This window comes from Pseudomonas sp. EU05-FHT14B02 (assembly GCF_058791055.1).
Genome location: NZ_JBYTDD010000004.1, coordinates 105,833 through 131,620 on the forward strand (window position 1 = coordinate 105,833; position 25,788 = coordinate 131,620).

At 60.6% G+C, this 25,788-nt stretch carries 24 protein-coding genes; 16 read left to right on the plus strand and 8 right to left on the minus strand.

Annotated features, from left to right (window positions below; all coding sequences use genetic code 11):
• Positions 1-11 precede the first annotated feature (11 nt).
• Positions 12-908, plus strand: coding sequence for a cation diffusion facilitator family transporter (locus tag AC3WTM_RS05860; RefSeq protein WP_102670800.1), 897 nt, complete (start codon positions 12-14; stop codon positions 906-908).
• Here AC3WTM_RS05860 and AC3WTM_RS05865 read toward each other — a convergent pair.
• Positions 902-1,945 (minus strand): DUF6515 family protein, encoded by a 1,044-nt coding sequence (locus tag AC3WTM_RS05865; protein ID WP_102670799.1) that lies wholly within the window; start codon positions 1,943-1,945, stop codon positions 902-904. The two genes, AC3WTM_RS05860 and AC3WTM_RS05865, sit on opposite strands and share 7 nt — an antisense overlap.
• Positions 1,946-2,382: 437 nt before the next feature.
• On the opposite strand from AC3WTM_RS05865, the gene AC3WTM_RS05870 reads away from it, so the two are divergent.
• A complete protein-coding gene (locus AC3WTM_RS05870) occupies positions 2,383-2,862 on the plus strand; it encodes an Lrp/AsnC family transcriptional regulator (protein ID WP_007937367.1) in 480 nt (159 codons plus the stop codon).
• Positions 2,863-3,075: 213 nt separating this feature from the next.
• On the plus strand, positions 3,076-3,285 hold the full coding sequence (locus tag AC3WTM_RS05875; protein ID WP_008022976.1) for a DUF2788 domain-containing protein: 210 nt from the start codon (positions 3,076-3,078) through the stop codon (positions 3,283-3,285).
• Here AC3WTM_RS05875 and AC3WTM_RS05880 read toward each other — a convergent pair.
• The 4 genes from AC3WTM_RS05880 to AC3WTM_RS05895 all read right to left on the minus strand — a co-directional run bounded on the left by AC3WTM_RS05880 (position 3,280) and on the right by AC3WTM_RS05895 (position 9,672).
• On the minus strand, positions 3,280-3,915 hold the full coding sequence (locus tag AC3WTM_RS05880; RefSeq protein ID WP_102670798.1) for a pseudouridine synthase: 636 nt from the start codon (positions 3,913-3,915) through the stop codon (positions 3,280-3,282). The genes AC3WTM_RS05875 and AC3WTM_RS05880 overlap by 6 nt on opposite strands.
• A 72-nt stretch (positions 3,916-3,987) precedes the next feature.
• Positions 3,988-5,487 (minus strand): AMP nucleosidase, encoded by a 1,500-nt coding sequence (gene amn, locus AC3WTM_RS05885; protein WP_173677927.1) that lies wholly within the window; start codon positions 5,485-5,487, stop codon positions 3,988-3,990.
• Between the two features lie 76 nt (positions 5,488-5,563).
• Positions 5,564-7,213 carry an acyl-CoA dehydrogenase family protein gene (locus tag AC3WTM_RS05890; RefSeq protein ID WP_102670797.1) on the minus strand — a complete coding sequence of 550 codons (1,650 nt, stop codon included), beginning with the start codon at positions 7,211-7,213 and terminating at the stop codon, positions 5,564-5,566.
• Positions 7,214-7,287: 74 nt separating this feature from the next.
• Positions 7,288-9,672, minus strand: coding sequence for a hybrid sensor histidine kinase/response regulator (locus tag AC3WTM_RS05895; RefSeq protein WP_102670796.1), 2,385 nt, complete (start codon positions 9,670-9,672; stop codon positions 7,288-7,290).
• Positions 9,673-9,986: 314 nt separating this feature from the next.
• Here AC3WTM_RS05895 and AC3WTM_RS05900 point away from each other — a divergent pair, with 314 nt between their 5' ends.
• The 4 genes from AC3WTM_RS05900 (at position 9,987) to AC3WTM_RS05915 (ending at position 13,512) form a co-directional block, all read left to right on the plus strand.
• Entirely contained in the window at positions 9,987-10,784 is a 798-nt protein-coding gene (locus tag AC3WTM_RS05900; RefSeq protein ID WP_102670795.1) for a hydroxymethylpyrimidine/phosphomethylpyrimidine kinase, read from the plus strand.
• A gap of 31 nt (positions 10,785-10,815) precedes the next feature.
• Positions 10,816-11,439 carry a thiamine phosphate synthase gene (gene thiE / locus AC3WTM_RS05905; protein ID WP_102670794.1) on the plus strand — a complete coding sequence of 208 codons (624 nt, stop codon included), beginning with the start codon at positions 10,816-10,818 and terminating at the stop codon, positions 11,437-11,439.
• Positions 11,440-11,449: 10 nt separating this feature from the next.
• Positions 11,450-12,733, plus strand: coding sequence for a glutamate-1-semialdehyde 2,1-aminomutase (gene hemL / locus AC3WTM_RS05910; RefSeq protein ID WP_102670793.1), 1,284 nt, complete (start codon positions 11,450-11,452; stop codon positions 12,731-12,733).
• A 224-nt stretch (positions 12,734-12,957) separates the two neighbouring features.
• Positions 12,958-13,512, plus strand: coding sequence for a tetratricopeptide repeat protein (locus AC3WTM_RS05915; protein ID WP_102670792.1), 555 nt, complete (start codon positions 12,958-12,960; stop codon positions 13,510-13,512).
• 26 nt (positions 13,513-13,538) lie between these two features.
• Here AC3WTM_RS05915 and AC3WTM_RS05920 read toward each other — a convergent pair whose 3' ends face one another.
• Entirely contained in the window at positions 13,539-13,868 is a 330-nt protein-coding gene (locus AC3WTM_RS05920) for a DUF1820 family protein (RefSeq protein WP_102670791.1), read from the minus strand.
• 134 nt (positions 13,869-14,002) lie between these two features.
• Between AC3WTM_RS05920 and miaB the strand changes: the two genes are divergently transcribed.
• The 5 genes from miaB to lnt all read left to right on the plus strand — a co-directional run bounded on the left by miaB (position 14,003) and on the right by lnt (position 19,407).
• Positions 14,003-15,331, plus strand: coding sequence for a tRNA (N6-isopentenyl adenosine(37)-C2)-methylthiotransferase MiaB (miaB, locus tag AC3WTM_RS05925; RefSeq protein ID WP_102670790.1), 1,329 nt, complete (start codon positions 14,003-14,005; stop codon positions 15,329-15,331).
• 204 nt (positions 15,332-15,535) lie between these two features.
• Positions 15,536-16,543: a PhoH family protein gene (locus AC3WTM_RS05930; protein WP_102670789.1), complete on the plus strand. Its 1,008-nt coding sequence runs from the start codon at positions 15,536-15,538 to the stop codon at positions 16,541-16,543.
• Positions 16,536-17,030: an rRNA maturation RNase YbeY gene (gene ybeY, locus AC3WTM_RS05935; protein WP_102670788.1), complete on the plus strand. Its 495-nt coding sequence runs from the start codon at positions 16,536-16,538 to the stop codon at positions 17,028-17,030. Before AC3WTM_RS05930 ends, ybeY begins: the two co-directional genes overlap by 8 nt.
• Before the next feature lie 5 nt (positions 17,031-17,035).
• Positions 17,036-17,875, plus strand: a complete 840-nt coding sequence (locus tag AC3WTM_RS05940) for a CorC family transporter (RefSeq protein WP_046028710.1) — start codon at positions 17,036-17,038, stop codon at positions 17,873-17,875.
• A gap of 8 nt (positions 17,876-17,883) precedes the next feature.
• Positions 17,884-19,407 carry an apolipoprotein N-acyltransferase gene (gene lnt / locus AC3WTM_RS05945; protein WP_102670787.1) on the plus strand — a complete coding sequence of 508 codons (1,524 nt, stop codon included), beginning with the start codon at positions 17,884-17,886 and terminating at the stop codon, positions 19,405-19,407.
• A gap of 122 nt (positions 19,408-19,529) precedes the next feature.
• On the opposite strand, the gene AC3WTM_RS05950 is transcribed toward lnt, so the two are convergent.
• Positions 19,530-20,288 (minus strand): YdcF family protein, encoded by a 759-nt coding sequence (locus AC3WTM_RS05950; protein ID WP_102670786.1) that lies wholly within the window; start codon positions 20,286-20,288, stop codon positions 19,530-19,532.
• A 104-nt stretch (positions 20,289-20,392) separates the two neighbouring features.
• Complete coding sequence (locus tag AC3WTM_RS05955; protein WP_102670785.1) at positions 20,393-20,713, minus strand: hypothetical protein; 321 nt, start codon at positions 20,711-20,713, stop codon at positions 20,393-20,395.
• Positions 20,714-20,994: 281 nt separating this feature from the next.
• Between AC3WTM_RS05955 and leuS the strand changes: the two genes are divergently transcribed.
• The 4 genes from leuS to arfA all read left to right on the plus strand — a co-directional run bounded on the left by leuS (position 20,995) and on the right by arfA (position 25,740).
• Entirely contained in the window at positions 20,995-23,601 is a 2,607-nt protein-coding gene (gene leuS, locus AC3WTM_RS05960; protein WP_102670784.1) for a leucine--tRNA ligase, read from the plus strand.
• 87 nt (positions 23,602-23,688) lie between these two features.
• Positions 23,689-24,294 (plus strand): LPS-assembly lipoprotein LptE, encoded by a 606-nt coding sequence (locus tag AC3WTM_RS05965; protein ID WP_102670783.1) that lies wholly within the window; start codon positions 23,689-23,691, stop codon positions 24,292-24,294.
• Between the two features lie 39 nt (positions 24,295-24,333).
• Complete coding sequence (holA, locus tag AC3WTM_RS05970; protein ID WP_102670782.1) at positions 24,334-25,371, plus strand: DNA polymerase III subunit delta; 1,038 nt, start codon at positions 24,334-24,336, stop codon at positions 25,369-25,371.
• Between the two features lie 204 nt (positions 25,372-25,575).
• Positions 25,576-25,740 (plus strand): alternative ribosome rescue factor ArfA, encoded by a 165-nt coding sequence (gene arfA / locus AC3WTM_RS05975; RefSeq protein WP_003228536.1) that lies wholly within the window; start codon positions 25,576-25,578, stop codon positions 25,738-25,740.
• Positions 25,741-25,788: the final 48 nt, after the last annotated feature.

Consider the following 25,788-nt stretch of genomic DNA (forward strand, 5'->3'; position numbering starts at 1 on the left):
CGATGGCCCCTATGACCTCCAGCTCCGAACACGCCCGCCTGCTGAGGCTGGCGACCCGTGCCTCGGTGGCGGTGGCATGCATCCTGATCGTCGCCAAAGCCATCGCCTGGTGGTTGGGCGGCTCGGTGAGCATGCTCGCCGGGCTCACCGACTCGACACTCGACGGCGTCACGTCATTGCTCAACCTGCTGGCAGTGCATTACGCCCTGCGCCCCGCCGACAATGATCATCGCTACGGGCACGGCAAGGCCGAGTCATTGGCGGGCATGGCCCAGGCGTTATTCATCGGCGGCAGTGCGGTACTGATCGCGTTGCAGGCCTACGATCGGTTGAAGCATCCCGAGCCCGTGGGCGCGCCGTTGATCAGTATCGGCGTGATTGTGCTTTCCCTCGTGCTGACCCTGGCGTTGTTGATGTTTCAACATCGAGTGGTCAAGGCCACCGGCTCCAATGCGGTGCGCGCCGACTCCCTGCACTACCGCTCGGACATGCTTCTCAACGGCAGCATTCTGATCGCGCTGGTGTTTGCCGGGTTTGGACTGCATCAGGTCGACCCCTGGTTCGGCCTGGGAATCGCCGTCTACATTCTGTGGAGCGCGGTGCAGATCGCCCGGGAGAGCTTCGCGGTGTTGATGGATGAAGAACTGCCGCCGGAGGTCAGCCAACACATGCTGGAATTGGCGTGCAGCGTCCCTGGCGTATTGGGTGCCCATGACCTGCGCACGCGGATCTCCGGTAACCAATGGTTTGTGCAGTTGCATCTGGAACTGCCGGGGGAGCTGACGCTATCCGTTGCCCATGGCATCAGCGATCAGGCTGCCGCAGCCATTCACACCGCCTACCCGCGGGCCGAAGTGCTAGTGCACGCCGATCCGCAGGAAGTGGTGAAAGCCGCGCGGGATCAGTAAGTCACCTGATAACCGCGACTGCTCAGGCAGTTGCCCTGGGCCTGTCGGTAGGCTTGCACCACCGACGGGGCTGGCTGGTAGGTGGCGGTTCGTGGATCGAAACCACTCTGCTGCACCGCGTATTGATAACACTCGTAACCATCCCGACTGACCTGCTCCGGCGACTGACCGTTGGCTGGATATGCCTCCACGTCATAACCGCTGTTGCCGGCTGGAGGTTGCGATTGGCCAACCGGCGGTTCGACCACGACGTAATCCTGAGTGCTTTGCTGATAGGCGTAATAGGAACCGGCCGCCAGGAACAGCAGCGCCCCGCCGATCCACACCTGCTCGGCGTAATCGGGCAGGTACCTGACACGAATCCCGCGCGGTGGCTGCACAACCACGTAACGCGGGCCCAGCGGGCGATACCAGTAGCCTCCGGAATAGTAGTAATCCATGCCACGGTAAGGCACGCGGTAGTCGCGCTCGGGAAAGCGGTCGATCACTTGACCGGGACGATACCTGGGGCCAGGCCCCCAGCCGTTGCCGCCTCCACTCGACCGCCCCTCCCAATGCGTGTCATTGGACGGCGCGCCTATGTAGCCCTTCCAGTGCTTGTTGTAATCGTTGCGACGCGGCTGATCCTGGTAGTAACCGCGCTGCGGCTCCTGGGTCTGGCGTACGGTGTCGGGCCGGGGCTGGATTGGCATGTCAGTGGCCGGCATCTGCGGCGGTGGCGGCGGCGAGCGCACCTGGCTGTTGAAATCCGGCGCTGGACGGCTCTGCCTCTGGTCATTGTCCTGACGTTGATTCTGGCCGCTGTGCTCTTTCTGGCGGTTGTCATTGTTCTGCGCCCGGGGCTGATTCTGCTGCTGGCCGCTTTGCGGATGCGGCTGCTTGCCGCCACCATGCCCCTGGTTATCGCCCTGATGCCCACCCTGGCTGCGTTGCCCGCCATCATGACTACGGTTTTGCGGCTCATCGGCCATCGTTTGCACAGAGACACTGACACACAACAAACCAACACCGGCCAAACGCCAGATGCGCGATTTCATGCTTTACCTCATTGCGGGCAAGGGCCTGTACTTAAGACTGGGAAAGCGCTGGCCGGTTCTGCGACTGGTTATCTGTCACACAACTTATTTATTGAGGCCAGCGGGTCAAATTCCACGCAAGAAAAAGGGGAGACCCGTCGGCCTCCCCTTGGAGAACTTCGTCCTGGCTCGACACTTGTGGTGTCGGCTCACCTCACGCCGTCTTCTGGACAGTGTGTAGCTCGGGGGCCGGCACATCCCCGGTGGGGGTGGCGACCGCGGCGGGCCTGATTCGGCGAGCCGCACTGGACTGTTTGTCCGAGCAGTGATTCTGGTGATAAGAATAGGCCGGGAGCGCCGGCAGAGGATTGCGAAGATTGCTGAATTAAACATCACTTGCGCAATTTTTAACCCTAGATACATAATCCTCCGCAATAGTTACGACAAAGGACCGATTGATGAGCAAGCTCGACCGTTACGACCTGAGTATTCTGGCGGAATTGCAGCGCGACGCACGCATCTCCAACCAGGAGCTGGCCGAGCGCATCGGCCTGTCGCCTTCGCCGTGCTCGCGACGGGTCAAGCAACTGGAAGACGACGGCTACATTTCCCGCCAGGTCGCCCTGCTCGACCGCAAGATGCTAGGCCTGAGCCTGACCGCTTACGTGCTGATCGGCATGGACCGTCACACGCCGGAGCGTTTCGAGAATTTCGAAGCGGCCATCCGCACCCTGCCCCAAGTGCTCGAATGCAGCCTGGTGACCGGGATGGATGCCGACTATCAGCTCAAGGTCGTGGTGCCGGACATGGATCACTACCAGAAACTGCTGCTGGGGCATCTGACGCGGATTGAAGGCGTGACCAGCGTGCGATCGAGTTTTGTGTTGAATCAGGTGTTGAACAGCACCGAACTGCCTTTGACTCATCTGCGCAGCTGAGGACGCCATCGCGAGCAAGCTCGCTCCCACAAAGTTTTGTGTTGACCGCAGTATCGTGATCCATACAAAACCTGTGGGAGCGAGCTTGCTCGCGATGGGGCCGGCACAGGCGACGAATGACTGCGACACACCGACGCAGGTCAATACTGCACGAAGCCAGTGCGGCGTATACTCGCCGCGCCCTTTTAGCCTCGCCTGTGCTGGAGATGTTCGATGGATCCTGCAGTATTCGAAGAGTGGATGATGACCGGACTGGTCACGATCCTGATCATTTTCATGGGTTTCATCGTCTGGGATCTGGCGAAGAAGTCCAAGGCCGGGCGCTTTGGCTCGTTCATTCTGTTCTTCGTACTCGGTCTTGGTGTTGCTGCATTCGTGATCAAAAGTGTGGTCATCGGCCTGATCGAATCCGGCACTTTATAAGCGCGCCGGTACTTCTTTCCACTGTCCCTGATCGAGCCCTTCGATCGTCCAGTCGCCGATCCTGACTCGCACCAGGCGCAAGGTCGGCAACCCGACCGCAGCGGTCATGCGCCGCACCTGCCGGTTGCGCCCTTCGCGAATCACCAACTCAAGCCAGCTGGTCGGCACGCTTTTACGAAAGCGAACCGGCGGATTGCGCGGCCACAGCTCAGGCTCGTCCAGTTGCCGTGCCTCGGCGGGCAAGGTCATGCCGTCATTCAATTCGACGCCGTCGCGCAAGCGCTGCAACTGTTCGGTGTTCGGCTCGCCCTCGACCTGCACCCAATAGGTCTTGGCCAGTTTGTGTTTCGGGTCGGCGATCCGCGCCTGAAGCTGGCCGTCGTTGGTCAGCAGCAACAAGCCTTCGCTGTCGCGGTCCAGTCGTCCGGCCGGATAGATGCCCGGTACATCGATGTAATCCTTGAGGGTCGCGCGCCCGTCGCCGTCGCTGAATTGCGTCAGCACATCGAAAGGTTTGTTGAACAGGATCAGCTTCGGCTCGGCTGGTGGCGCCTTGGCGACACGGCGCGGGGCTGATGGGGATGGCTTCGCGCCGGGGCGACGGGAAGGTGGACGAGATGGACGCGACATGGGCAAAACAACATCTAACGGTCAGGGCTGCTAATGCTAGTGCCCTGACCGCCAAATGACCATGACAAACCGTTAGCGGAACGGCGGCTCGTCGAAACTGCGCAGTTTGCGCGAGTGCAGCGAGTTGAGTTCGGTGCGCAACAGATCCACCGCCTCGATACCGATCTTCAGATGCTGGCTGACCGCGCGCTCATAGAAAGCGTTGGCCGAGCCCGGCAACTTGATTTCGCTGTGCAGCGGCTTGTCCGAGACGCACAGCAACGTGCCGTACGGCACTCGCAAGCGATAACCCTGCGCGGCAATGGTGCCGCTTTCCATGTCCACCGCCACGGCGCGGGACAGGTTGATCAGCGGCCGTTCCTGCGCCCAGCGCAGCTCCCAGTTACGGTCGTCGTAAGTCAGCACGGTGCCGGTACGCAGGCGTTTCTTCAGTTCGTCGCCCTTCTCGCCGGTGACGTTGGCCGCCGCTTGCTGAAGCGCGAGCTGCACTTCGGCCAACGCCGGAATCGGAATGTTCGGCGGCACCACCCGGTCGAGAATTCCGTCGCGACGCATGTAGGCGTGGGCCAGCACGTAGTCGCCAATGGTCTGCGACTGACGCAGGCCGCCGCAGTGACCGATCATCAGCCAGCAGTGTGGGCGCAGCACGGCCAGGTGGTCGGTGATGTTCTTGGCGTTGGACGGGCCGACACCGATGTTGACCAGGGTCACGCCGTGGCCATCGCTGGCGATCAGGTGATAGGCCGGCATCTGGTAGCGGTGCCAGACCACCCCGGCGGCAATCGCCGAGGCTTCGCCGTGATCCATGCTCTTTTCGATGATCACGTTGCCCGGCAGCACCATGCGCACGAAACGCGGGTCGTTGCGCAGTTGCTCCAGACCATGGACGATGAACTGGTCGACGTAGCGGTGATAGTTGGTCAGCAGAATCCACGGCTGAACATGCCGCCAGTCGCTGCCGGTGTAATGCACCAGTCGGCGCAGGGAGAAATCCACCCGCGCGGCATCGAACAGCGCCAGGGGCAGCGGATCGGTGTTTTCCCAATCGTACAGACCGTCGGCAATGCCGTCGGTCGCCGCCGACAGGTCGGTACTCGGGAACACCCGCGCCAGTACGGCGGCGGTGACGCCGGAGCCCGCCAGCTCATCGCCCTGCTCGACCACATACGGATACGGGATGTTCTGCTGGCTGACACCGACTTCCACGGTCACGGTGAAGTCGTGCATCAGCGGAACGAGCTGTTCCAGCAAGTATTTACGGAAAGCCGAGGGATGGGTGACGGTGACGCTGTAGGTGCCCGGCAGCTGGACCTTGGCGTAGGCACGGGTGGTCTGCGGGACTTCGCCCTGGCAGTGATAGGTCAGGCGCAATTCGGGATAGCGGAACATCGAGCGCTGTTCGGCATCGGGCTCGACGCGATCCTTGAGGTAGCGCTTGAGCGCCTGGCTCAACGCGGTGGTCGCACGATTGTGCAAGAGTGCAAGCCGATCCACGGCTTGCTCGGCGGTTTGAACGACAATAAAAGCTTCGGTCACGATCAGCATCCTGTGTTCTGACTTGCAGACCTTCATCTTGCCTGCATCGTCGCTTCACGGGAACAGTGGCATTGACTGAGCACAGAGATTTACAGTGCTGGGTCAACCGTGATCAGAAGCCCTGCGGAGTCGAGCGCGCGACAATCGTTTCCACGTCCAGCCCTCGTGGTAACGCACCGTACACTCGGCCGCCGCCATCCAGGCGACTGGCAATAAACGCATCACTGACCACCGCATTCCCGGCTTCCAGCAACAGCTTCGCCTGCAGCCCCAGGGCAATGTCTTCAGTCAGTTGCCGGGCGCGGTACTGGATGTCGCTGGTGTCCTTGAAGGCCGTCTGCAACTGGCTGATGTGCGCCGCCAGACGCTTGTCGCCATGGCCATCGCCCAACTCGCTGAACAGCGCATCGAGCACGCCTGGTTCTTTCGACAGGGCACGCAGCACGTCGAGGCACTGCACGTTGCCGGAGCCTTCCCAGGTCGAATTCACCGGCGCCTCGCGGTAAAGCCGCGGCAGGATGCTGTCTTCGACATACCCTGCGCCGCCCATGCATTCGGCCGCTTCGTTGATCATCGCCGGCGCCCGTTTGCAGATCCAGTACTTGCCCACCGCCGTTACCAGGCGGGCGAATTTGGCTTCCTGCGAATCATCCAGATGATCCAGCGCCCGGCCCATGCGCAGGCTCAACGCCAGGGCCGCTTCGCTTTCCAGCGCCAGATCCGCCAGCACGTTCTGCATCAACGGCTGTTCGCTGAGCAGATTGCCGCCAACCGTTCGGTGAGCGCAGTGATGGCTGGCCTGAGTCAGCGCCTGACGCATCAGCGAACTGGAACCGACCATGCAATCGAAGCGGGTCATGGCGACCATCTCGATGATCGTCGGAACGCCACGGCCCTCTTCACCAACCATCCACGCCAGTGCTCCACGGAACTCCACTTCGCTGGAAGCGTTGGAGCAGTTGCCGAGTTTATTCTTCAGGCGCTGGATATAGAACTGATTGCGCGTGTCGTCCGGACGATGGCGTGGCAACAGGAAACAGGTCAGGCCCTTGTCGGTCTGCGCCAGTGTCAGGAAGGCGTCGCACATCGGCGCCGAGCAAAACCACTTGTGCCCCACAAGTTCATAGGCTTGGCCCGGACCGCTGGCGCCGACCGGATAGGCCTTGGTGGTATTGGCCCGCACGTCGGTACCGCCTTGCTTCTCGGTCATGGCCATGCCGATGGTGACTCCGGCCTTGTGGACCATGCTGACATTGCGCGGGTCGTATTCGGTGGCGAGGATTTTCGGCAGCCACTTTTGCGCCAGGTCCGGTTGCAGTCGCATGGCCGGAACGCTGGCAAAGGTCATGGTCAGCGGGCATCCACTGCCGGCCTCGGCCTGGCTGTGCAAATAGGTCATGGACGCGCGGGCGACATGGGCGCCGTCCTGCGGGTGCGCCCAGGGAAGCGAGGTCAGGCCGTGTTCGACCGCCGTGCGCATTAATTGATGATAGGCCGGATGAAACTCCACCAGATCAATGCGATGACCAAACCGGTCATGGCTGTTGAACACCGGCTTGTTCTGATTGGCCAGGAACCCGGCTTCCATCAACGGGCCACCGGCCAGCGCGCCATAGGCGTCGATCCGCGATTCGGCCCAACCGGCCCCGAAGCGCCGCGACCATTCCTGCAACGGCAAGTCGATGCGGTACAGGTTGGCGCCGTCCAGTGACGGTGGCTGGTTGGTGACTTCGTGGGTTTCGGCGAACTGATGCAGGTTCATGACAGGGCTCCTTTGGTCGGCCAAGGGACTTCAGTTAAGCACCGCCCCTCGACCGAACAAAGTGTCATATACGCCTAACTGTCGGCGCTTTCGCCCTGTTTCGGGCAGAGCACACGGCGGTAGAGCGCGGCCTGCAAGTCTTCGAATTTCACCGGTTTGTTCAAGTGATCAATTACTGCGCCGGCCGGGCAGCGTTCACGGTCACCGCCCAGGGCGATCATGAACAACGGCAGCTCGGCATAACCGGGTAACGCGCGGATCCGGCAGCACACCGACTCACCGTCCGGCAGCGGCAACTGACAATCGACCAACACTACGTCAAACACTTCGCGCTGCAACAGATCGAGCGCGACATCGACGCTGTTGGCCGTACGTACGCGAAAGCCCAGCTTGAGCAACATGCCGCGCATCACCAACTGGCTGATGCTGTTGTCATCCACCAACAGCACGGCACAATCCTGGGGCAAGCGCAGGCGCGGAAAATCCCGGGGCATCAACGGCGTCACCGGACGTTCGACCGCCGGCAACCCGACTTCCACATCCAGCTGAAACCGGCTGCCGCGCCCTGGCTCGGAGCGATGAGTCAGTCGTCCACCGAGCAATTCGACCAACTGTCGGCAAATGGCCAGGCCAACCCCCAGGCCACCGTATTCACGGGTCATCGAGCCATCGAGCTGGAAGAACCGTTGATACATCGTGGCCTCCCCTAAATCGGTGAAACCAATGCCCGTGTCGATCACCGCAAAGGTCAACGCCACCCGGTCGGGCTCGATGGTCTTGCCGGTCACCCGCAGCGCCAGACCGCCGACCTTTGTGAACTTGATGGCGTTATCCAGCAGGCATTCCAGGCACTGCGCGATCTTGACGTTGTCGCCGAGCAAGCGATCCGGCACACCTGGCGCGACATCGACCTTGAAGTCCAGCGACTTGCTCGATGCGTTGCCCTCGAACTGCGTGCGCAGTGCCTCGACCACGCCACGCAAGCTGAAGGTGTCGGCCGAGGCCTTGAGTTTGCCGGCCTGCAATTCGGTGAGGGTGAGGATGCCGTTGACCATGCGCATCATGTCCCGTGCCGACCCCGAGGCCGTCTGCTGGTAGTACTCGAGTTCCGGGTCCATCTCGACTGTCTGCATCAGCTCCAGTGAACCGATCACACCATTCATGGGCGTACGCAATTCGTGGGTCAGGGTGGCAAGGAACTCGTCCTTGAGCTTGTTACTGTGAGCCAATTGCTGGTTGAGGACTTCAAGCTTCTGGCTGGCGTCGAGCAGGGTTTGAGCCTGCTGCTCGCGCATGGCGTTGATGCGGTCGGCCAGCGCCAGGGACAGCAACGCCACTTCGATGGCCGAGCCGATCTGACTGGAATACATAGTCAGGAACACGTTCGGCAGGTATCCAAGCACCATCAGCGTATTGACGATGCCACCGAGTAAAAACGCCGACCAGGCAATGATGAAATACCGCGCGACGCGCAGGCCCCGTAGCCAGGCAAAGATCCCGGCGGCAAAAATCACCACGGTGAACGTCAGCGCCAGCGCCGTGGCCAGGCGCAAGGCCAGGGCGTAACTGGTCATCAACGACAAACCCACGACCAGCGCGCTAAAGGCAACCAGCGCCAGCAACAAGCGGTCAAGCCAGCGACTGTGGGTAGCCATCTGCAGGAAACTGCGGGCGAACTGACTGCCGAACAGCCCCGCACAGCCGATGAAAAACGGCGTCGCAGCGTTGGCCCACCACGGATTGTCCGGCCAGAAATACTGCACGGCCGCACCGTTTACCGACAGCTGGTACAGGCCGAACGAGGCGATATAAAAGATGTAGTAGAGGTAACTGGTGTCGCGCACGCTGAGGTAGATGAACAGGTTGTAGACCAGCATCCCCAGCAGTACGCCGTAGATCAGCCCCAGTACGTAGAGACGCACGGGCTGCTCTTCGAGGTAGGCGGTACTCGACCACAAGGTTACCGGCGCCTGGATCGAGCCTTCGCTTTGCAAGCGCATGAATACGGTTTCGGCCTGATCCGGCTTGAACGTCAGGTCGAACAGATAGTTGTTCTGACGAATATCACGGCTGGCAAAGGGCAAGGCATCGCCGGTCTGCCTGACCAGCTGATAGTTGCCGGCCGCATCGGGCAAATAGAGATCGAGATGATCGAGGGGCGGATAGGCCAGTTCCAGCAGCCAGGTCCTTTGCGCCGCCGGATTGGCTGGACGGTAATGCAGGTCGATTTTCAGCCAGAACACCGAACGCGAGTACCCGGCGTTAAGCGTATTTTTGTGGTGTGGCTTGAAGTTGCCGGCCGCCGCTTGTGCACGGATATCCGCGATGGTCGCCTGACCACCAGCGTCCTCATAGACCTGCAGGGTTCGGCCCAAGGGAAGGCTTTGAGTGAACTCATCGAACTCGACGGCGTTTGCCAGGAGGGGCAAACACAACAGCAACATCAGCAAATAGCGCATTGAAGCCCCAGCGTGGCCTGTCCGGTTCTGTCAGGAAGCCCCCCATTCCTTTTGAGCAGACGTAAAACCGGTATCACCTGTTATTGGTTTGGATCCACTCTAGCATAGCCGTTGATAGCCAATGAGAACCACAGAAATTTTTCCTACAAAGGCTCTAGCACGGGCGTTACAGCCAAAAACACTGAGATAGAGCTGTTGACTTGATCAGATATAAAAAATGCACTGCGAACACTAAGCACCTTCGCCACAATCTATCGGCCGGACTGGATGTCGCTACACCCGAAAAACGTTGTTTGGTGGTAAGCTCGCGCACCATGAATATCTACAGCTCTCGCCCCGTTGTCCTCTGTCTCTCCGGCCACGACCCAAGTGGTGGCGCCGGCTTGCAGGCAGATATCGAAGCCCTGCTCGCCCAGGGTTGCCATGCGGCTCCGGCCGTCACCGCCCTGACCGTGCAAGACACCGTCAATGTCACTGACTTCCGCGTCCTGGACCGTGAGTGGGTACTGGCCCAGGCCAATGCCGTGCTCAACGACTCCGAAGTCGCCGCCGTCAAACTGGGCATGCTCGGCTCCCTGGAAATGGTCGACACCGTGGTCGAACTGCTTTCGGCGCACCCGCACTTGCCGGTGGTCTGCGACCCGGTGCTGCGCGCTGGCGGCGGCGGACGCCTGGGCAAGGACGAGGTAGGCTACGCCATGCGCGAACGCTTGCTGCCCCTTTCGATCATTACGACCCCCAACCTTCCCGAAGCCCGCATCCTCGCCGAACTGCCCGAAGGCACCGCGGACGAGTGCGCAGAAAAACTCCTGCCGTTCGTCAAACACCTGCTGATCACCGGCGGACATGGCGACGAAACCGAAATCCACAATCGCCTGTACAGCCGCGACGGCTTGCGCGAAACCTTTACCTGCCAGCGTTTGCCGGGCAGTTATCACGGTTCCGGTTGCACCCTGGCCAGTGCGCTGGCCGGTCGTCTGGCCCAGGGCGAAAACCTCGCCAGTGCCGTGCAGACCGCACTTAACTACACATGGCGCACCCTGCGTGATGCCGAGCAACTGGGCAAAGGCCAGTTCGTGCCGCGTCGCTTGCCACTGGATTTCTGCTCGTAACTTCTATTTGTAATGCGGTGAGGCTTGTCCGATGAAACTACGTGGCCTGTACGCCATTACCGACAGCCATTTGCTGGACGGTAAGCTGCTCAAGTACGTGGAGGCGGCGCTGGAAGGCGGCGTCACCTTGCTGCAATACCGCGACAAGAGCAGTGACGAAGCCCGTCGTCTGCGCGAAGCCGAAGCCTTGCGTGATTTATGCGAGCGCTACAACACCCGGTTGATTATCAATGATGACGCTGAGTTGGCCGCACGCCTGAATGTCGGCGTGCACTTGGGTCAAACTGATGGTCCATTGTCTCCGACCCGCGCCCTGCTGGGTCGCGATGCAATCATCGGTTCGACCTGCCATGCGCAACTCGACCTCGCCGAACAGGCCGTCAAGGAAGGCGCCAGCTACGTCGCGTTCGGCCGCTTCTTCAATTCCAACACCAAACCCGGCGCCCCGACCTGCAGTCTCGACCTGCTCGACCAGGCACGCAGCAACCTGCACCTGCCGATCTGCGCGATCGGCGGCATCACCCTGGAAAACGCCGCGCCGCTGGTGACCCATGGTGTCGACCTGCTGGCCGTGGTGCATGGCCTGTTTGGCGCCGAGAGCACAGCTGAAGTAACCCGCCGCGCCCGCGCATTCAATGAATTACTAAAAGTCTGAGAGCCCGATCATGTCTCGTTCCGAAACGCTGTTTGCCAATGCCCAGAAACATATTCCCGGTGGCGTGAACTCGCCGGTTCGCGCGTTCAAGAGCGTCGGCGGCACGCCACTGTTCTTCAAGCACGCCGAAGGCGCCTACGTCACTGACGAAGATGACAAGCGTTATGTGGATTACGTCGGTTCCTGGGGGCCGATGATTCTCGGCCACAGCCACCCGGACGTGCTGGACGCCGTGCGCAAACAGCTTGAGCACGGCCTGTCCTACGGCGCTCCGACCGAGATGGAAACGCAGATGGCCGACCTGGTCTGCTCCCTTGTGCCGTCGATGGAAATGGTGCGCATGGTCAGCTCCGGCACCGAAGCAACCATGAGCGCCATTCGCCTGGCCCGTGGCTTCACCGGCCGCGACAGCATCATCAAGTTCGAAGGTTGCTACCACGGTCACTCCGACAGCCTGCTGGTCAAGGCCGGCTCCGGCGCACTGACCCAAGGCGTACCGAGCTCGGCCGGTGTACCAGCGGCATTCGCCAAACACACCCTGACCCTGCCGTTCAACGACATCGACGCCGTTGAGAGCATGCTGGCCGAAGTTGGCCAGGACGTGGCCTGCATCATCGTCGAGCCAGTGGCCGGCAACATGAACTGCGTACCGCCTGCTCCGGGCTTCCTCGAAGGCCTGCGGACCCTGTGCGACAAGCACGGCGTGGTGCTGATTTTCGACGAAGTGATGACCGGTTTCCGTGTCGCCCTCGGCGGTGCCCAGGCGTACTACGGCGTGACGCCGGACCTGACCACCTTCGGCAAGATCATCGGTGGCGGCATGCCGGTCGGCTGCTTCGGCGGCAAGCGCGAAATCATGCAGCGCATCGCCCCGCTGGGCCCGGTCTACCAGGCCGGTACGTTGTCCGGTAACCCACTGGCGATGGCCGCCGGCTTGACCACTCTGCGCCTGATCAGCCGCCCGGGCTTCCACGCCGAGCTGACCGACTACACCACTCGCCTGCTCGACGGCCTGCAACAGCGCGCCGATGCGGCCGGCATTCCGTTCGTGACCACCCAGGCCGGCGGCATGTTCGGGCTGTACTTCAGTGGTGCCGACGACATCGTCACCTTCGATGACGTCATGGCCAGCGACGCAGCCCTGTTCGGCCGTTTCTTCCATCTGATGCTCAAAGGTGGCGTTTATCTGGCACCGAGCGCATTCGAAGCCGGTTTCACTTCGATCGCCCACGGCGAAGCTGAACTGAAGCTGACCCTGGACGCCGCCGAGCGCGCCTTCGCGGCCTTGAAGTAACGTTCAAATGCTGACGCTGGCCCTTGCCAGCGTCAGTTTTCACCTGCGTTCCCACGATTTTTCCTACTCATCTGCTAATAATCCCCCGCAAAGTGGGCGATAAATTTCCCGTGCAGCAGAAAAACGAGTAAAGACTTTGTAAGGTTGGCCCTGCTTATTTCATAATGCGCGCTTATTGGATCCCTCGATGGGTCCGCGCGCCCTTCAGAGGTAAGTCGATTCCCATGAACCGCACCGGCCGCACCCTTGCACTGGGCTGCCTGTTGCTTCTTCAGCCCCTGCTCGCGCACGCACAAGCAGGCGGCAACTCGTTGTTAATCCCAGCGATGGGTCGCTGCACCCTCAATACTCAGCCGCAAGACCTGGAACAGGCGCTCGCCGCCTGCCAGAAAGCGTCGGAAGAAGGGGATGCGCAAGCGCAATACGAGTTGGGTGAGTTCTACTACGAAGGCAAAAACACGCCGCGCGACCTCAATCAAGCCCTGAGCTATTTCGAAAAAGCCTCGCTGCAAGGCCACGCCCAGGCACAATTCAAACTCGGCACCATGTTCTTCCACGGCGAAGGCGTGCCGGCCAATAACGTTCAGGCGTACATCCTGCTGAAGATGGCGGCGGTCAACGGCGCCGAAGAGGCCCTGGACACCGCCGACGAAGTCACCGAAAAGATGCCCCGCGAAGAACTGGAGCTTGCTACCCAGGTGCTCGGGCAAATCTTCCGTAAATATTTGATGGAATTGCAGAGCGCTGACGGGCGTACACCTTTCTCGCCGCTACCCTGATTTCTGCGTTGACTCGGTCTAGAACCTTACTTATCAGGCATCGGCATCGGAAACGGCATGACATTGCCGACCGCGCCACGGGCTTCGCTGATTTTCGGTGTTCCCATACGTTCGACTTCATCGATACGCACGATCGAATGCATCGGCACAAAACTGCGCACTACGCCTTCGAACTGAGCCTTGAGCTTTTCTTCGCTCGGATCGACGACCATTTGCGTGCGCTCGCCAAAGACGAACTCTTCCACTTCCAGAAAGCCCCACAGATCACTCTGATAGATCTGCTTGGCGTACATTTCGAACACCTGGCCCTGGTTGAGGAAAATCACCTTGTAGATTGGAGCTTCACGTTTGGTCATGGTGGGCGAAACACATCGGGGGATAAAAATGAGGGCGCAAACTATAGCATAGCCATCGGACGCGCAGCGGTAGGAACCTGAGTACATGTTCCCTATAATGTGCGGTTCTTTGAATCACGTGATGACTCTAATCCATGGCCAAGAAGCTTTACATCGAAACCCACGGTTGCCAGATGAACGAGTACGACAGCTCGCGCATGGTCGATCTGCTGGGCGAACATCAGGCCCTGGAAGTCACCGCTCGCGCAGAAGACGCCGACGTGATCCTGCTCAACACCTGCTCGATCCGCGAACGTGCCCAGGATCGTGTCTACTCCCAGCTCGGCCGCTGGCGCGAACTGAAGCTGGCCAACCCGGACATGGTGATCGCCGTCGGCGGTTGCGTGGCCAGCCAGGAAGGTGCAGCCATTCGCGATCGCGCGCCGTACGTCGACGTTGTCTTCGGCCCGCAGACCCTGCACCGCCTGCCGGAAATGATCGACGCCGCGCGCACCAGCAAACTGCCGCAAGTCGACGTCTCGTTCCCGGAAATCGAAAAGTTCGACCACTTGCCCGAGCCCCGTATCGACGGCCCGAGCGCTTACGTGTCGGTGATGGAAGGTTGCAGCAAGTACTGCACGTTCTGCGTGGTGCCCTACACCCGCGGCGAAGAGGTCAGCCGGCCGTTCGACGACGTGATTGCCGAGATCATTCACCTGGCCGAAAACGGCGTGCGGGAAGTAACGCTGCTGGGGCAGAACGTCAACGGCTATCGCGGCCTCACCCATGACGGGCGCCTGGCCGACCTTGCCGAGCTGATCCGCGTGGTCGCCGCGGTCGATGGCATCGACCGCATCCGCTACACCACATCGCACCCGCTGGAGTTCTCCGACAGCCTGATCCAGGCCCACGCCGACGTGCCGGAGCTGGTCAAGCACCTGCACTTGCCGGTGCAATCGGGCTCGGACCGCATCCTCGCGGCGATGAAACGCAACCACACCGCGCTTGAATACAAATCCAAACTGCGCAAATTGCGTGCCGCGGTACCGGGAATCTGCATCAGCTCGGACTTCATTGTCGGCTTCCCCGGCGAGACCGAGAAAGACTTCGAGCAAACCATGAAGCTGATTGCCGACGTCGGCTTCGACTTCTCCTACTCGTTCGTCTACAGCCAGCGCCCGGGCACACCAGCCGCCGATCTGGCCGACGACACTCCGGAAGAGCTGAAGAAAGAACGCCTGAATGCCCTTCAGCATCGCTTGAACCAGCAAGGTTTCGAGATCAGCCGACAAATGGTCGGCACGATCCAGCGAATCCTGGTGACCGATTACTCGAAAAAGGACCCGGGCGAGCTCCAAGGCCGCACCGAGAATAATCGTATCGTCAACTTCCGCTGCGACAATCCGACCCTGATCGGCCAGTTCGCGGACGTGCACATTGATGCCGCGCAGCCGCACTCGCTACGGGGCTCGCTGATCCAATAACACTGCACTCCACTGCGGGAGCGAGCTTGCTCGCGATAGCGCCAGACCAGACAACTCATATGTTGAATGTCAGGCCGTCATCGCGAGCAAGCTCGCTCCCACAGGGACTGCCTGCGACGTTGGTTATTTAAGAGCTTTCGCACCCACGCCACTGGCGCTATCCTTGAACTCATCACCATTGCCCCAGGGCGGCTAAATACGACCTTGAACGCACCCATAGAACCACATCGTTTCATCCTCGAGCCTTTTGAAGCTCGCCGCTTCGCCAATCTGTGCGGGCAATTCGACGAGCATTTGCGCTTGATCGAACAGCGCCTGACCATCGAGATCCGCAATCGCGGAAACCAGTTCGAGCTGATCGGCGAACCCAAACACACCACCTCCGCGGAAAACCTCCTGCGCCGCCTGTACCGGGAAACCAAGGCTACCGAGCTGTCGCCGGACATGGTGCACCTGTTCCTGCAGGAATCGGCCGTCGAGCAGCTGGACAACCACTCCCCCGCCGAACCGTCCGTCGCCCTGCGCACCAAGAAAGGCATGATTCGCCCTCGCGGCTTGAATCAGGTGCGTTACGTGAAGGAAATCCTCGGTAACGACATCAACTTCGGCATCGGCCCGGCCGGTACCGGCAAGACCTATCTGGCCGTTGCCTGCGCGGTGGATGCACTGGAGCGCGAGCAGATCCGCCGCATCCTGCTGGTTCGCCCGGCGGTCGAAGCGGGTGAAAAACTCGGTTTCCTGCCCGGCGACCTGTCGCAAAAAATCGATCCGTATCTGCGCCCGCTCTACGACGCACTCTACGAAATGCTCGGCTTCGAATACGTCGCCAAGCTGATCGAGCGCCAGGTGATCGAGGTCGCGCCGCTGGCCTACATGCGTGGCCGCACGCTGAACAACAGCTTCATCATTCTCGACGAAAGCCAGAACACCACGGTCGAGCAAATGAAAATGTTCCTGACCCGGATCGGCTTTGGCTCCACGGCAGTCATCACCGGGGACATTACCCAGGTCGACCTGCCACGCGGTACCAAGTCCGGCCTGCACCATGTGATTGAGGTGCTCAAGGAAGTGCCGGGGATCAGCTTCACCCATTTCCAGCCCAAGGACGTCGTGCGCCATCCACTGGTGCAACGGATTGTCGAAGCCTACGAGCGCTTCGAAACCAAAGCGGCCGATGATGCAGCCGCCAAGGATAGCCGCCGCGATGCTTGAGCTTGACCTGCAAATCGCCACTGAAGCCCCCACCCCCAGCGAAGACGAGTTCCGCCAGTGGTGCGAACTGGCTTTGCGCCAGCGCACCGCCGACTCGGAGATGACCATTCGTCTGGTTGACGAAACCGAAGGCCGCGAGCTCAACAACACCTGGCGGCAAAAGGATTACGCCACTAACGTCTTGTCATTCCCGGCCGACGTGCCGGATGAGTTCCTCGACATCCCGCTTCTGGGCGATCTGGTGATCTGCGTGGCCGTGGTCGAGCGCGAAGCCGCTGAACAAGGCAAGGACCTAAAGGCCCATTGGGCGCATCTGGTGATTCACGGCTGCTTGCATCTGCTTGGTTACGACCATATTGATGACGAAGAAGCCGAAGAAATGGAAGCACTGGAACGAACGTTGCTTGCAGAACTGGGCTTTCCCGATCCGTACGCGGACGACGAAACCGACACATTCCCTACCGAAACAACAAAGGATTCAGAGTAATCGCTATGAGCGAAGATCGATCGAGCAACGGGCAGAAGTCATGGCTGGGTAAGCTCACCCAGGCTTTTGCCCACGAGCCGAAAAACCGCCAGGAGCTGCTGGAACTGCTGCGCGATGCACACCAGAACAAACTACTGGACAGTGAAGCGCTGGCCATCGTCGAAGGCGCCATCCAGGTAGCTGACTTGCAGGTCCGGGACATCATGGTCCCGCGCTCGCAGATGGTCAGCATCAAGGCGACCCAGACACCGCGCGAATTCCTGCCTGCCGTGGTCGACTCGGCCCACTCCCGTTACCCGGTGATCGGCGAAAGCCACGATGACGTGATGGGCGTGCTGCTGGCCAAGGACTTGCTGCCGTTGATCCTCAGGGAGAACGGCGACAGCTTCAACATCAAGGACCTCCTGCGACCAGCCACCTTCGTGCCGGAGTCCAAGCGCCTTAACGTGCTGCTGCGCGAGTTTCGCGCCAACCACAACCACATGGCCATCGTCATTGACGAGTACGGCGGCGTGGCAGGTCTGGTGACCATCGAAGACGTGCTGGAACAGATCGTCGGCGACATCGAAGACGAGCATGACGTCGAAGAAGACAGCTACATCAAGCCGCTGCCCAGCGGTGACTTCCTGATCAAGGCCCTGACACCGATCGAGAACTTCAACGAATTTTTCGACAGCGAGTTCTCCGACGACGAATTCGACACCGTTGGTGGCCTGGTGATGAGCGCGTTCGGGCATTTGCCAAAACGTAACGAAATCACTGAAATCGGCCCGTACCGCTTCCGCATCCTGAACGCCGACAGCCGTCGGATTCACTTGCTTCGCCTGACGCCCATTGCTCGCTAAGGATTGAAATGCGCTGGACAACCCGCCCCGGCTGGCCCGGTAACCTGCTGGCCGTGGCGGCCGGTGCAATCACCACACTGGCCCTGGCGCCGTTCGATATCTGGCCCCTGGCACTGCTCGCCGTCGGCCTGTTCTATGCCGGCCTGCGCGAGCTGAGCCCACGTCAGGCACTAGGGCGCGGCTGGTGTTTCGGTTTCGGCCTGTTCGGTGCCGGCACCAGCTGGATCTACTACAGCATTCACCACTTCGGCGGCGCGTCGGTATTGCTGGCCGGTTTCCTGATGCTGCTCTTCACGGCGGCAATTGCCTGGTTCTTTGCCCTGCCCGCCTGGATATGGGCGCGCTGGTTACGCCGAAATGAAGCGCCGCTGGCCGACGCCCTGGCCTTCGCAGCGCTGTGGGTCGGCCAGGAAGCCTTCCGCGGCTGGTTCCTGACAGGCTTCCCGTGGCTGTATTCCGGATACAGCCAACTCGATGGCCCGCTGGCCGGGCTCGCACCTATCGGCGGGATGTGGCTGATTTCCTTCACCCTGGCCCTGACAGCGGCGTTGATCTACAACGGCATGCGCCTGGTTCGCACGGGACGCAAAGGCTTCATCGCTGCCGGTGTTTTGCTGCTGGTCGGTCCGTGGCTGGCCGGCATCGCGCTCAAGCACCACGCCTGGACCAGCCCGTCGGGCCCGCCACTGAGCGTCGCCGCCATTCAAGGCAATATCGAACAAAGCATGAAGTGGGACCCGACGCAGCTCAACGCGCAACTGGCGCTGTATCGCGACATGAGTTTCAGCTCCAGGCGAGTCGACCTTCTCATCTGGCCAGAAACGGCGATCCCGGTGCTCAAGGAGTCCGCCGAGGGCTACCTGAACATGATGGGCAGCTTCGCGGCCGAGCGTAAATCGGCGCTGATTACCGGCGTCCCGGTCCGCATGGAGGTCCACCACGAGAAGCGCTTCTTCAATGGCATCACCGCTGTCGGCGAAGGCGACGGCACCTACCTCAAGCAAAAACTCGTGCCGTTTGGTGAGTATGTTCCGCTGGAGGATGTGTTGCGCGGGTTGATCGCTTTCTTCGATCTGCCGATGTCGGACTTTGCCCGCGGACCATCTGACCAGCCGTTGCTGCAAGCCAAGGGTTATCAGATCGCGCCGTACATCTGTTATGAAGTGGTGTACCCGGAGTTCGCCGCCAGCCTCGCCGCCCGCAGCGACCTGTTGCTGACAATCAGCAACGACACTTGGTTCGGCACCTCCATTGGCCCGCTGCAACACCTGCAGATGGCGCAGATGCGTGCGCTGGAGGCCGGCCGCTGGATGATCCGCGCCACCAACAACGGCGTGTCCGGTCTGATCAACCCGTTCGGTCAGATTACCGATCAGATCCCGCAGTTCGAACGCGGCATCCTGTATGGCGAAGTGGTGCCGATGCACAACCTCACGCCGTACCTGGAATGGCGTTCGTGGCCATTGCTCATTCTCTGCGTGTTGTTGTTTGGCTGGGCGCTGATCGCCAGTCGGATGGCTAAAACCGTTTAAAAGCTTCGCGAGCAAGCCCGCTCCCACATTTGATCGGCGTCGTACACAAAATCCAGTGTGGGAGCGGGCTTGCTCGCGAAGGCAGCATCACAGGCACCTCATCGACCAGCACCGACATCACCTCAGTAGAACATCGAATAACCGACCTGCCCCACCGCCTCGTTCATCAACTGCCCGTTCTGCCAGATCGCCTTGAATTCCGGCATCCAGCCTCCCAGTGGCCGCGCATTGTCGCCGCTCAGAAACCCTACCGGTGCCGGCACTACCTCAAACCCGGCCTTGCGGAAACTCCAGACCGCTCGTGGCATATGCCCGGCATGAGTCACGAGCACCACACGCTTGATGCCCTGTGGCAGCAACACCTGGGCGCTGAACTGCGCATTTTCCCAGGTCGTGCGGCTGCGCCCTTCCTGCCAGCGCACGGTCACACCAAAATCGTCGCGCAAAGAGTCAGCCATCATCTGCGCTTCGCTTGGCGGAGTGCCGTAATGCAATCCGCCGCTGGTCAGTACCGGTAGGCCGGAAGCCTTGGACAATCGCGCGGCAAAGCGCTGACGCTCAAGGCCTACACCCGTGGGTTGGTCGGAACCCCAGGCCAAGTCACCGCGTTCGCGTCCGGAACCAAGGACGACAATGGCGTCCGCGCGCTGCCCCAGCACGGCCCATTCATCGCGGGCCAGCGGTGGCTCACGCTCGAGCAGGCTGGCACTCCACTGCACCACCACCGGCAGGCTCATCAGCCAAAGCCCCCCCAACCCCAGTGCAAAGCACACACCGGCGAGCCTTGGCCTTGAGCGGCGCAACCACCAGGCAAGCAAAAGCAGCAGCAATAGAATGCCGGGGGGCAAAAGAAGTTGTTTTACAAAGTAACGAAAAGGCATCGAGCATCTCCTGGAGATGCCCGAAGCCTAAGTGGGTTAGCGCAATGCGACAATCAATACAGAAGAACTATGCTTCAAAAAACCATGGAGCACGGCTCTGTGTCTTATTTGAACTGCAAAGACCGGACCTTTACCGCGTCTCTGCCGGGAACCTTGTCCTTGAGCCAGATGATCTTGGCTGAACGTGGTGCGTCGAGTTGCTTTACCGCCTCTGACAAGCATCCGTGCGTCTCACGCTCACTGCGATCGAGATACGCCTTGACCAGTGCATACTCTGCGGGGCTCAGGCCACGCAGTTCCAGTTCCAGAGGGCGTACGTCGCGCAACCGGCCAGCAGTTCTTGCCGCTTCCAAGGCCAGGGCCAGACGATCGATCAGCCTTTCGTACAGCTCCGGTTTTGTAGCTTTTTGCTGTGACTCAACCATCCCTCACCTCATTGGAAGATAAGACCTACTCCCCAGTTAGAGCTTAGCTTCCATGAACAAACCGGCTGAGCGCCGCGACCAACGGCCCTCGCGGCGGTTTTTGCGGGACGCGCGGCAGCAATCAGGGTTTCCCTCGGTAGAGCGCGGTCATGTATGCTACGGCGCTTCCTGTAACTCCACTTCCAGCTCGGCTGGACATCGAAAACGCCAATGCGGCGTGATCAGCGTCCAGCGTTGCATTGAAGAGGATTAGGCCACCCCTATTCAGTTCAAAAGTAGCCATGCACGAACAATATCAGCCCCGTGAAATCGAAGCCGCCGCCCAGTCGTTCTGGGACGAGCAAAAGTCCTTTGAAGTCAGTGAACAGCCAGGCAAGGAGACTTACTACTGCCTGTCGATGTTCCCTTACCCCAGCGGCAAGCTACACATGGGGCACGTGCGCAACTACACCATCGGCGACGTGATCTCCCGCTACCAGCGCATGCAAGGCAAGAATGTTCTGCAACCCATGGGTTGGGATGCCTTCGGCATGCCGGCGGAAAACGCCGCGATGAAGAACAACGTAGCGCCCGCCAAGTGGACCTACGAAAACATTGCCTACATGAAATCCCAGCTGCGCAGCCTGGGCCTGGCGGTGGACTGGTCCCGTGAAGTGACCACCTGCAAGCCCGATTACTACCGCTGGGAACAATGGCTGTTCACCCGCCTGTTCGAAAAAGGCGTGATTTACAAAAAAAGCGGCACCGTGAACTGGGACCCGGTCGACCAGACCGTCCTGGCCAACGAACAGGTGATCGACGGTCGCGGCTGGCGTTCCGGCGCGCTGATCGAAAAGCGCGAAATCCCGATGTACTACTTCAAGATCACCGCCTACGCGGATGAACTGCTGGAGAGCCTGGACGAACTGACTGGCTGGCCTGAACAGGTCAAGACCATGCAGCGCAACTGGATCGGCAAGTCCCGCGGCATGGAAGTGCAGTTCCCGTACAACGTCGATTCCATCGGCGAAGCGGGCGCGCTGAAAGTCTTCACCACCCGTCCTGACACCCTGATGGGCGCGACCTACGTTGCCGTCGCCGCCGAGCACCACCTGGCCACCCTGGCCGCACAGAACAACCCTGAGCTGCAAGCGTTCATCGCTGAATGCAAGGGCGGCAGCGTTGCGGAAGCCGACGTTGCGACTCAAGAGAAAAAAGGCCTGCCGACCGGCCTGTTCGTTGAGCATCCACTGACCGGTGAAAAGCTACCGGTATGGGTCGCCAACTACGTGCTGATGCATTACGGCGACGGCGCGGTCATGGCTGTTCCTGCCCACGACGAGCGCGATTTCGAATTCGCCCACAAATACAACCTGCCGGTCAAATCCGTGGTACGCACCAGCTCCGGTGACAGCAACCCGGCGCCATGGCAAGACGCCTACGGCGAGTACGGCACGCTGATCAATTCCGGCGAGTTCGACGGCCTGGACTTCGCGGGCGCCTTCGACGCGATCGAAGTCGCGCTGATCAAGAAAGAACTGGGCGCTTCGCGCACCCAATTCCGCCTGCGCGACTGGGGCATCAGCCGCCAGCGCTACTGGGGCTGCCCGATCCCGATCATCCACTGCGGCACCTGCGGTGACGTGCCGGTACCGGAAGATCAACTGCCTGTCGTGCTGCCGGAAGACGTCGTACCCGATGGCGCCGGCTCGCCACTGGCGCGCATGCCCGAGTTCTACGAGTGCAGCTGCCCTAAATGCGGCCAGCCTGCCAAGCGTGAAACCGACACCATGGACACCTTCGTAGAGTCCTCGTGGTACTACGCCCGCTACGCCTCGCCGCACTTTGAAGGCGGCCTGGTGGAAAAATCGGCGGCCGACCACTGGCTGCCGGTGGATCAGTACATCGGCGGTATCGAACACGCGATTCTTCACCTGCTCTATGCGCGCTTCTTCCACAAGCTGATGCGCGACGAAGGCCTGGTGAGCTCCAACGAGCCGTTCAAGAACCTGCTGACCCAGGGCATGGTGATCGCTGAGACTTACTACCGCCGCGAAGCCAATGGCGCTTACACCTGGTTCAACCCGGCGGACGTCGAGCTTGAGCGTGACAGCAAGGCCAAGGTTATCAGCGCCAAGTTGAAAGCCGACGGCTTGCCGGTGGAAATCGGCGGCACCGAGAAGATGGCCAAGTCGAAGAACAACGGTGTCGACCCACAGTCGATGATCGACCAGTTCGGCGCAGACACCTGCCGCCTGTTCATGATGTTCGCCTCGCCACCTGACATGAGCGCGGAATGGTCCGACTCCGGCGTCGAAGGTTCGCACCGCTTCCTCAAGCGCGTCTGGCGCCTGGCTCAAGCCCACGTCACTCAGGGCCTGCCGGGCAAACTGGACGTCGCCAGCCTGAATGACGAGCAGAAAGTCGTTCGTCGCTCGATCCACCTGGCCATCAAGCAGGCCAGCCAGGATGTCGGCCAGAACCACAAGTTCAACACTGCCATCGCTCAGGTGATGACGCTGATGAACGTACTGGAAAAAGCCGCGCAAGGCACCGACCAGGATCGCGCACTGATTCACGAAGGTCTGGAAACCGTGACTCTGCTGTTGGCTCCGATCACCCCGCACATCAGCCACGAGCTGTGGAATCAACTGGGTCACGCCGATCCTGTGATCGACGCCGGTTGGCCGGTGGTGGATGACAGTGCGTTGGTACAGGACAGCCTGCAACTGGTGATTCAGGTCAACGGCAAGCTGCGTGGTCACATCGAAATGCCGGCCAGTGCCACCCGTGAAGAAGTCGAAGCCGCCGCCCGCGCCAACGAGAACGTGCTGCGCTTCGTCGACGGTCTGACTATTCGTAAAGTGATTGTAGTGCCCGGGAAACTGGTCAATATCGTCGCCAGCTAATTGGATCAGGCGCCAGGTGAGCCTGGCGCCGAGTAAAACCTTTCGGGTCGCTTGATCGGCCCACATGGTTTCAAGGGGAGCAACAAGATGATCAAACGCAATCTGCTGGTGATGGGCCTCGCGGTTCTGCTGAGCGCCTGTGGTTTCCAGCTGCGCGGCACCGGCACCAATCAACTGGCGATCAAGGAACTCGATCTGAGCGCCCGTAACGCTTATGGCGAAACCGTGACTCAGTTGCGTCAGGTACTGATTGGCAGCGGCGTCAACGTCTATACCGGCGCGCCTTACAAGCTGGTACTGACCAATGAACAGGAAAGCCAGCGCATCCTCAGCTATGCAGGTGCCGGTCGTGCCGGCGAGTACCAGGTCACCACCGTGTTGAGCTACGACATCCGTGGTCGCGGCGATCTGCCCCTGTTGAGCGACAAGCTTGAAGTGCAGAAGATCTATATGCACGACGGCAACAACCTGGTGGGATCCGACCAGGAAGCCGCAACGGCCCGCACAGAAGGCCGCCGGGAGTTGGTTCAACGCATGATGCTGCGCCTGGAACAACTGAGCCCTACCCAACTGGACCAGTTGCAGCAGACTGCCGAAGCCAAGGCCAAGGCTGATGCCGCAGCGCTGGAAGCGGCAAAGAAGGCTGAAGCGGATACCCCGCGTCAGTCGCCTGTCGAACTGCCACAGCAGTAAGACTTACGGGGCGCCTGTGCGCCCCGTTCGCCCTCAATTATGAAACTCGCCCCCGCCCAACTCGCCAAACACCTCCAAGGCGCCCTTGCGCCGGTCTATATCATCAGCGGCGATGACCCGTTGTTGTGCCAGGAGGCAGCCGACGCTGTTCGCGCTGCCGCCCGTCAGCAGGGATTCGATGAACGCCAGGTGTTTGCCGCCGACGCCAGTTTCGACTGGGGGACGCTGCTGCAAGCCGGCGCCAGCATGTCGCTGTTCGCCGAAAAGCGCCTGCTGGAACTGCGCCTGCCGTCCGGCAAACCCGGCGACAAGGGCGCCGCCGCGCTGATCGAGTACTGCTCGCGCCCGGCCGACGACACCGTGCTGCTGATCAGCTTGCCGAAACTCGATGGCAGCGCACAGAAAACCAAGTGGGGCAAGGCGCTGGTCGAAGGACAACAGACCCAGTTCGTGCAGATCTGGCCGGTCGATGTCGCCCAACTGCCAAGCTGGATCCGCCAACGTTTGTCCCAGGCCGGTCTTTCCGCCAGCCAGGACGCCGTAGAGCTGATCGCCGCACGAGTAGAGGGCAACTTGCTGGCCGCCGCCCAGGAAATCGAAAAGCTCAAACTGATGGCCGAAAGGGGTCAGATCACCGTTGAAACCGTGCAGGCTGCGGTAGCCGACAGTGCGCGCTTCGACGTCTTTGGCCTGACCGATGCGGTTCTCAATGGTGAAGCAGCCCATGCCTTGCGCATGCTCGAAGGGTTGCGCGGTGAAGGCGTCGAGCCGCCGGTGATTCTCTGGGCCCTGGCTAGAGAGTTGCGCCTGCTGGCCAATATTTCGCTGCAATACAGTCAGGGCACGCCGTTGGACAAAGCTTTCAGCCAGGCCAAACCTCCGGTCTGGGACAAACGAAAACCCTTGATGAGCAAAGCCCTGCAACGCTACTCGGCGCAACGCTGGGCGCAATTGCTGCTCGAAGCGCAGCGCATCGACGCGCAGATCAAGGGCCAGGCGGCCGGGTCTCCGTGGATGAGCCTGAGCCGGCTGACGTTGTTGATGGCCGGGCAACGCTTAACCCTACCCGCTGAATAACACCGCCCCTGTAGGAGCTTGCTTGCGATGATCGTTAACAATAACGCAGACTTTCTGATTTAACGCAGCGCCCTCAAGTGCTCCGCGAGCAAGCTCGCTCCTACAAAGAACGGCGCTTTTTCCGATAGCCACCGGTACTAGACAGCCCCTCAACTTCGGCAGATGATTTGCCTCGCAAAAACCACTCACTTACGAGGCACCATCATGAGCAAAAAGCCATCAAAGCATGGCCCCAACAAGGCCAAATCCATCATCGCCCAGCCTTTATTCCGCAGCCGCCAGGAACGCCCCACCAAGGGCAAAGGCAGCTACCGCCGCGAAGCCTTCCAGTCTGACAGCTGGGAGGCTTCTTACTTTCTGGCTGCGTAAAGCAGAACACCCCTTCAACATGTTAAGGTCTGTACCTGATTCGTATTC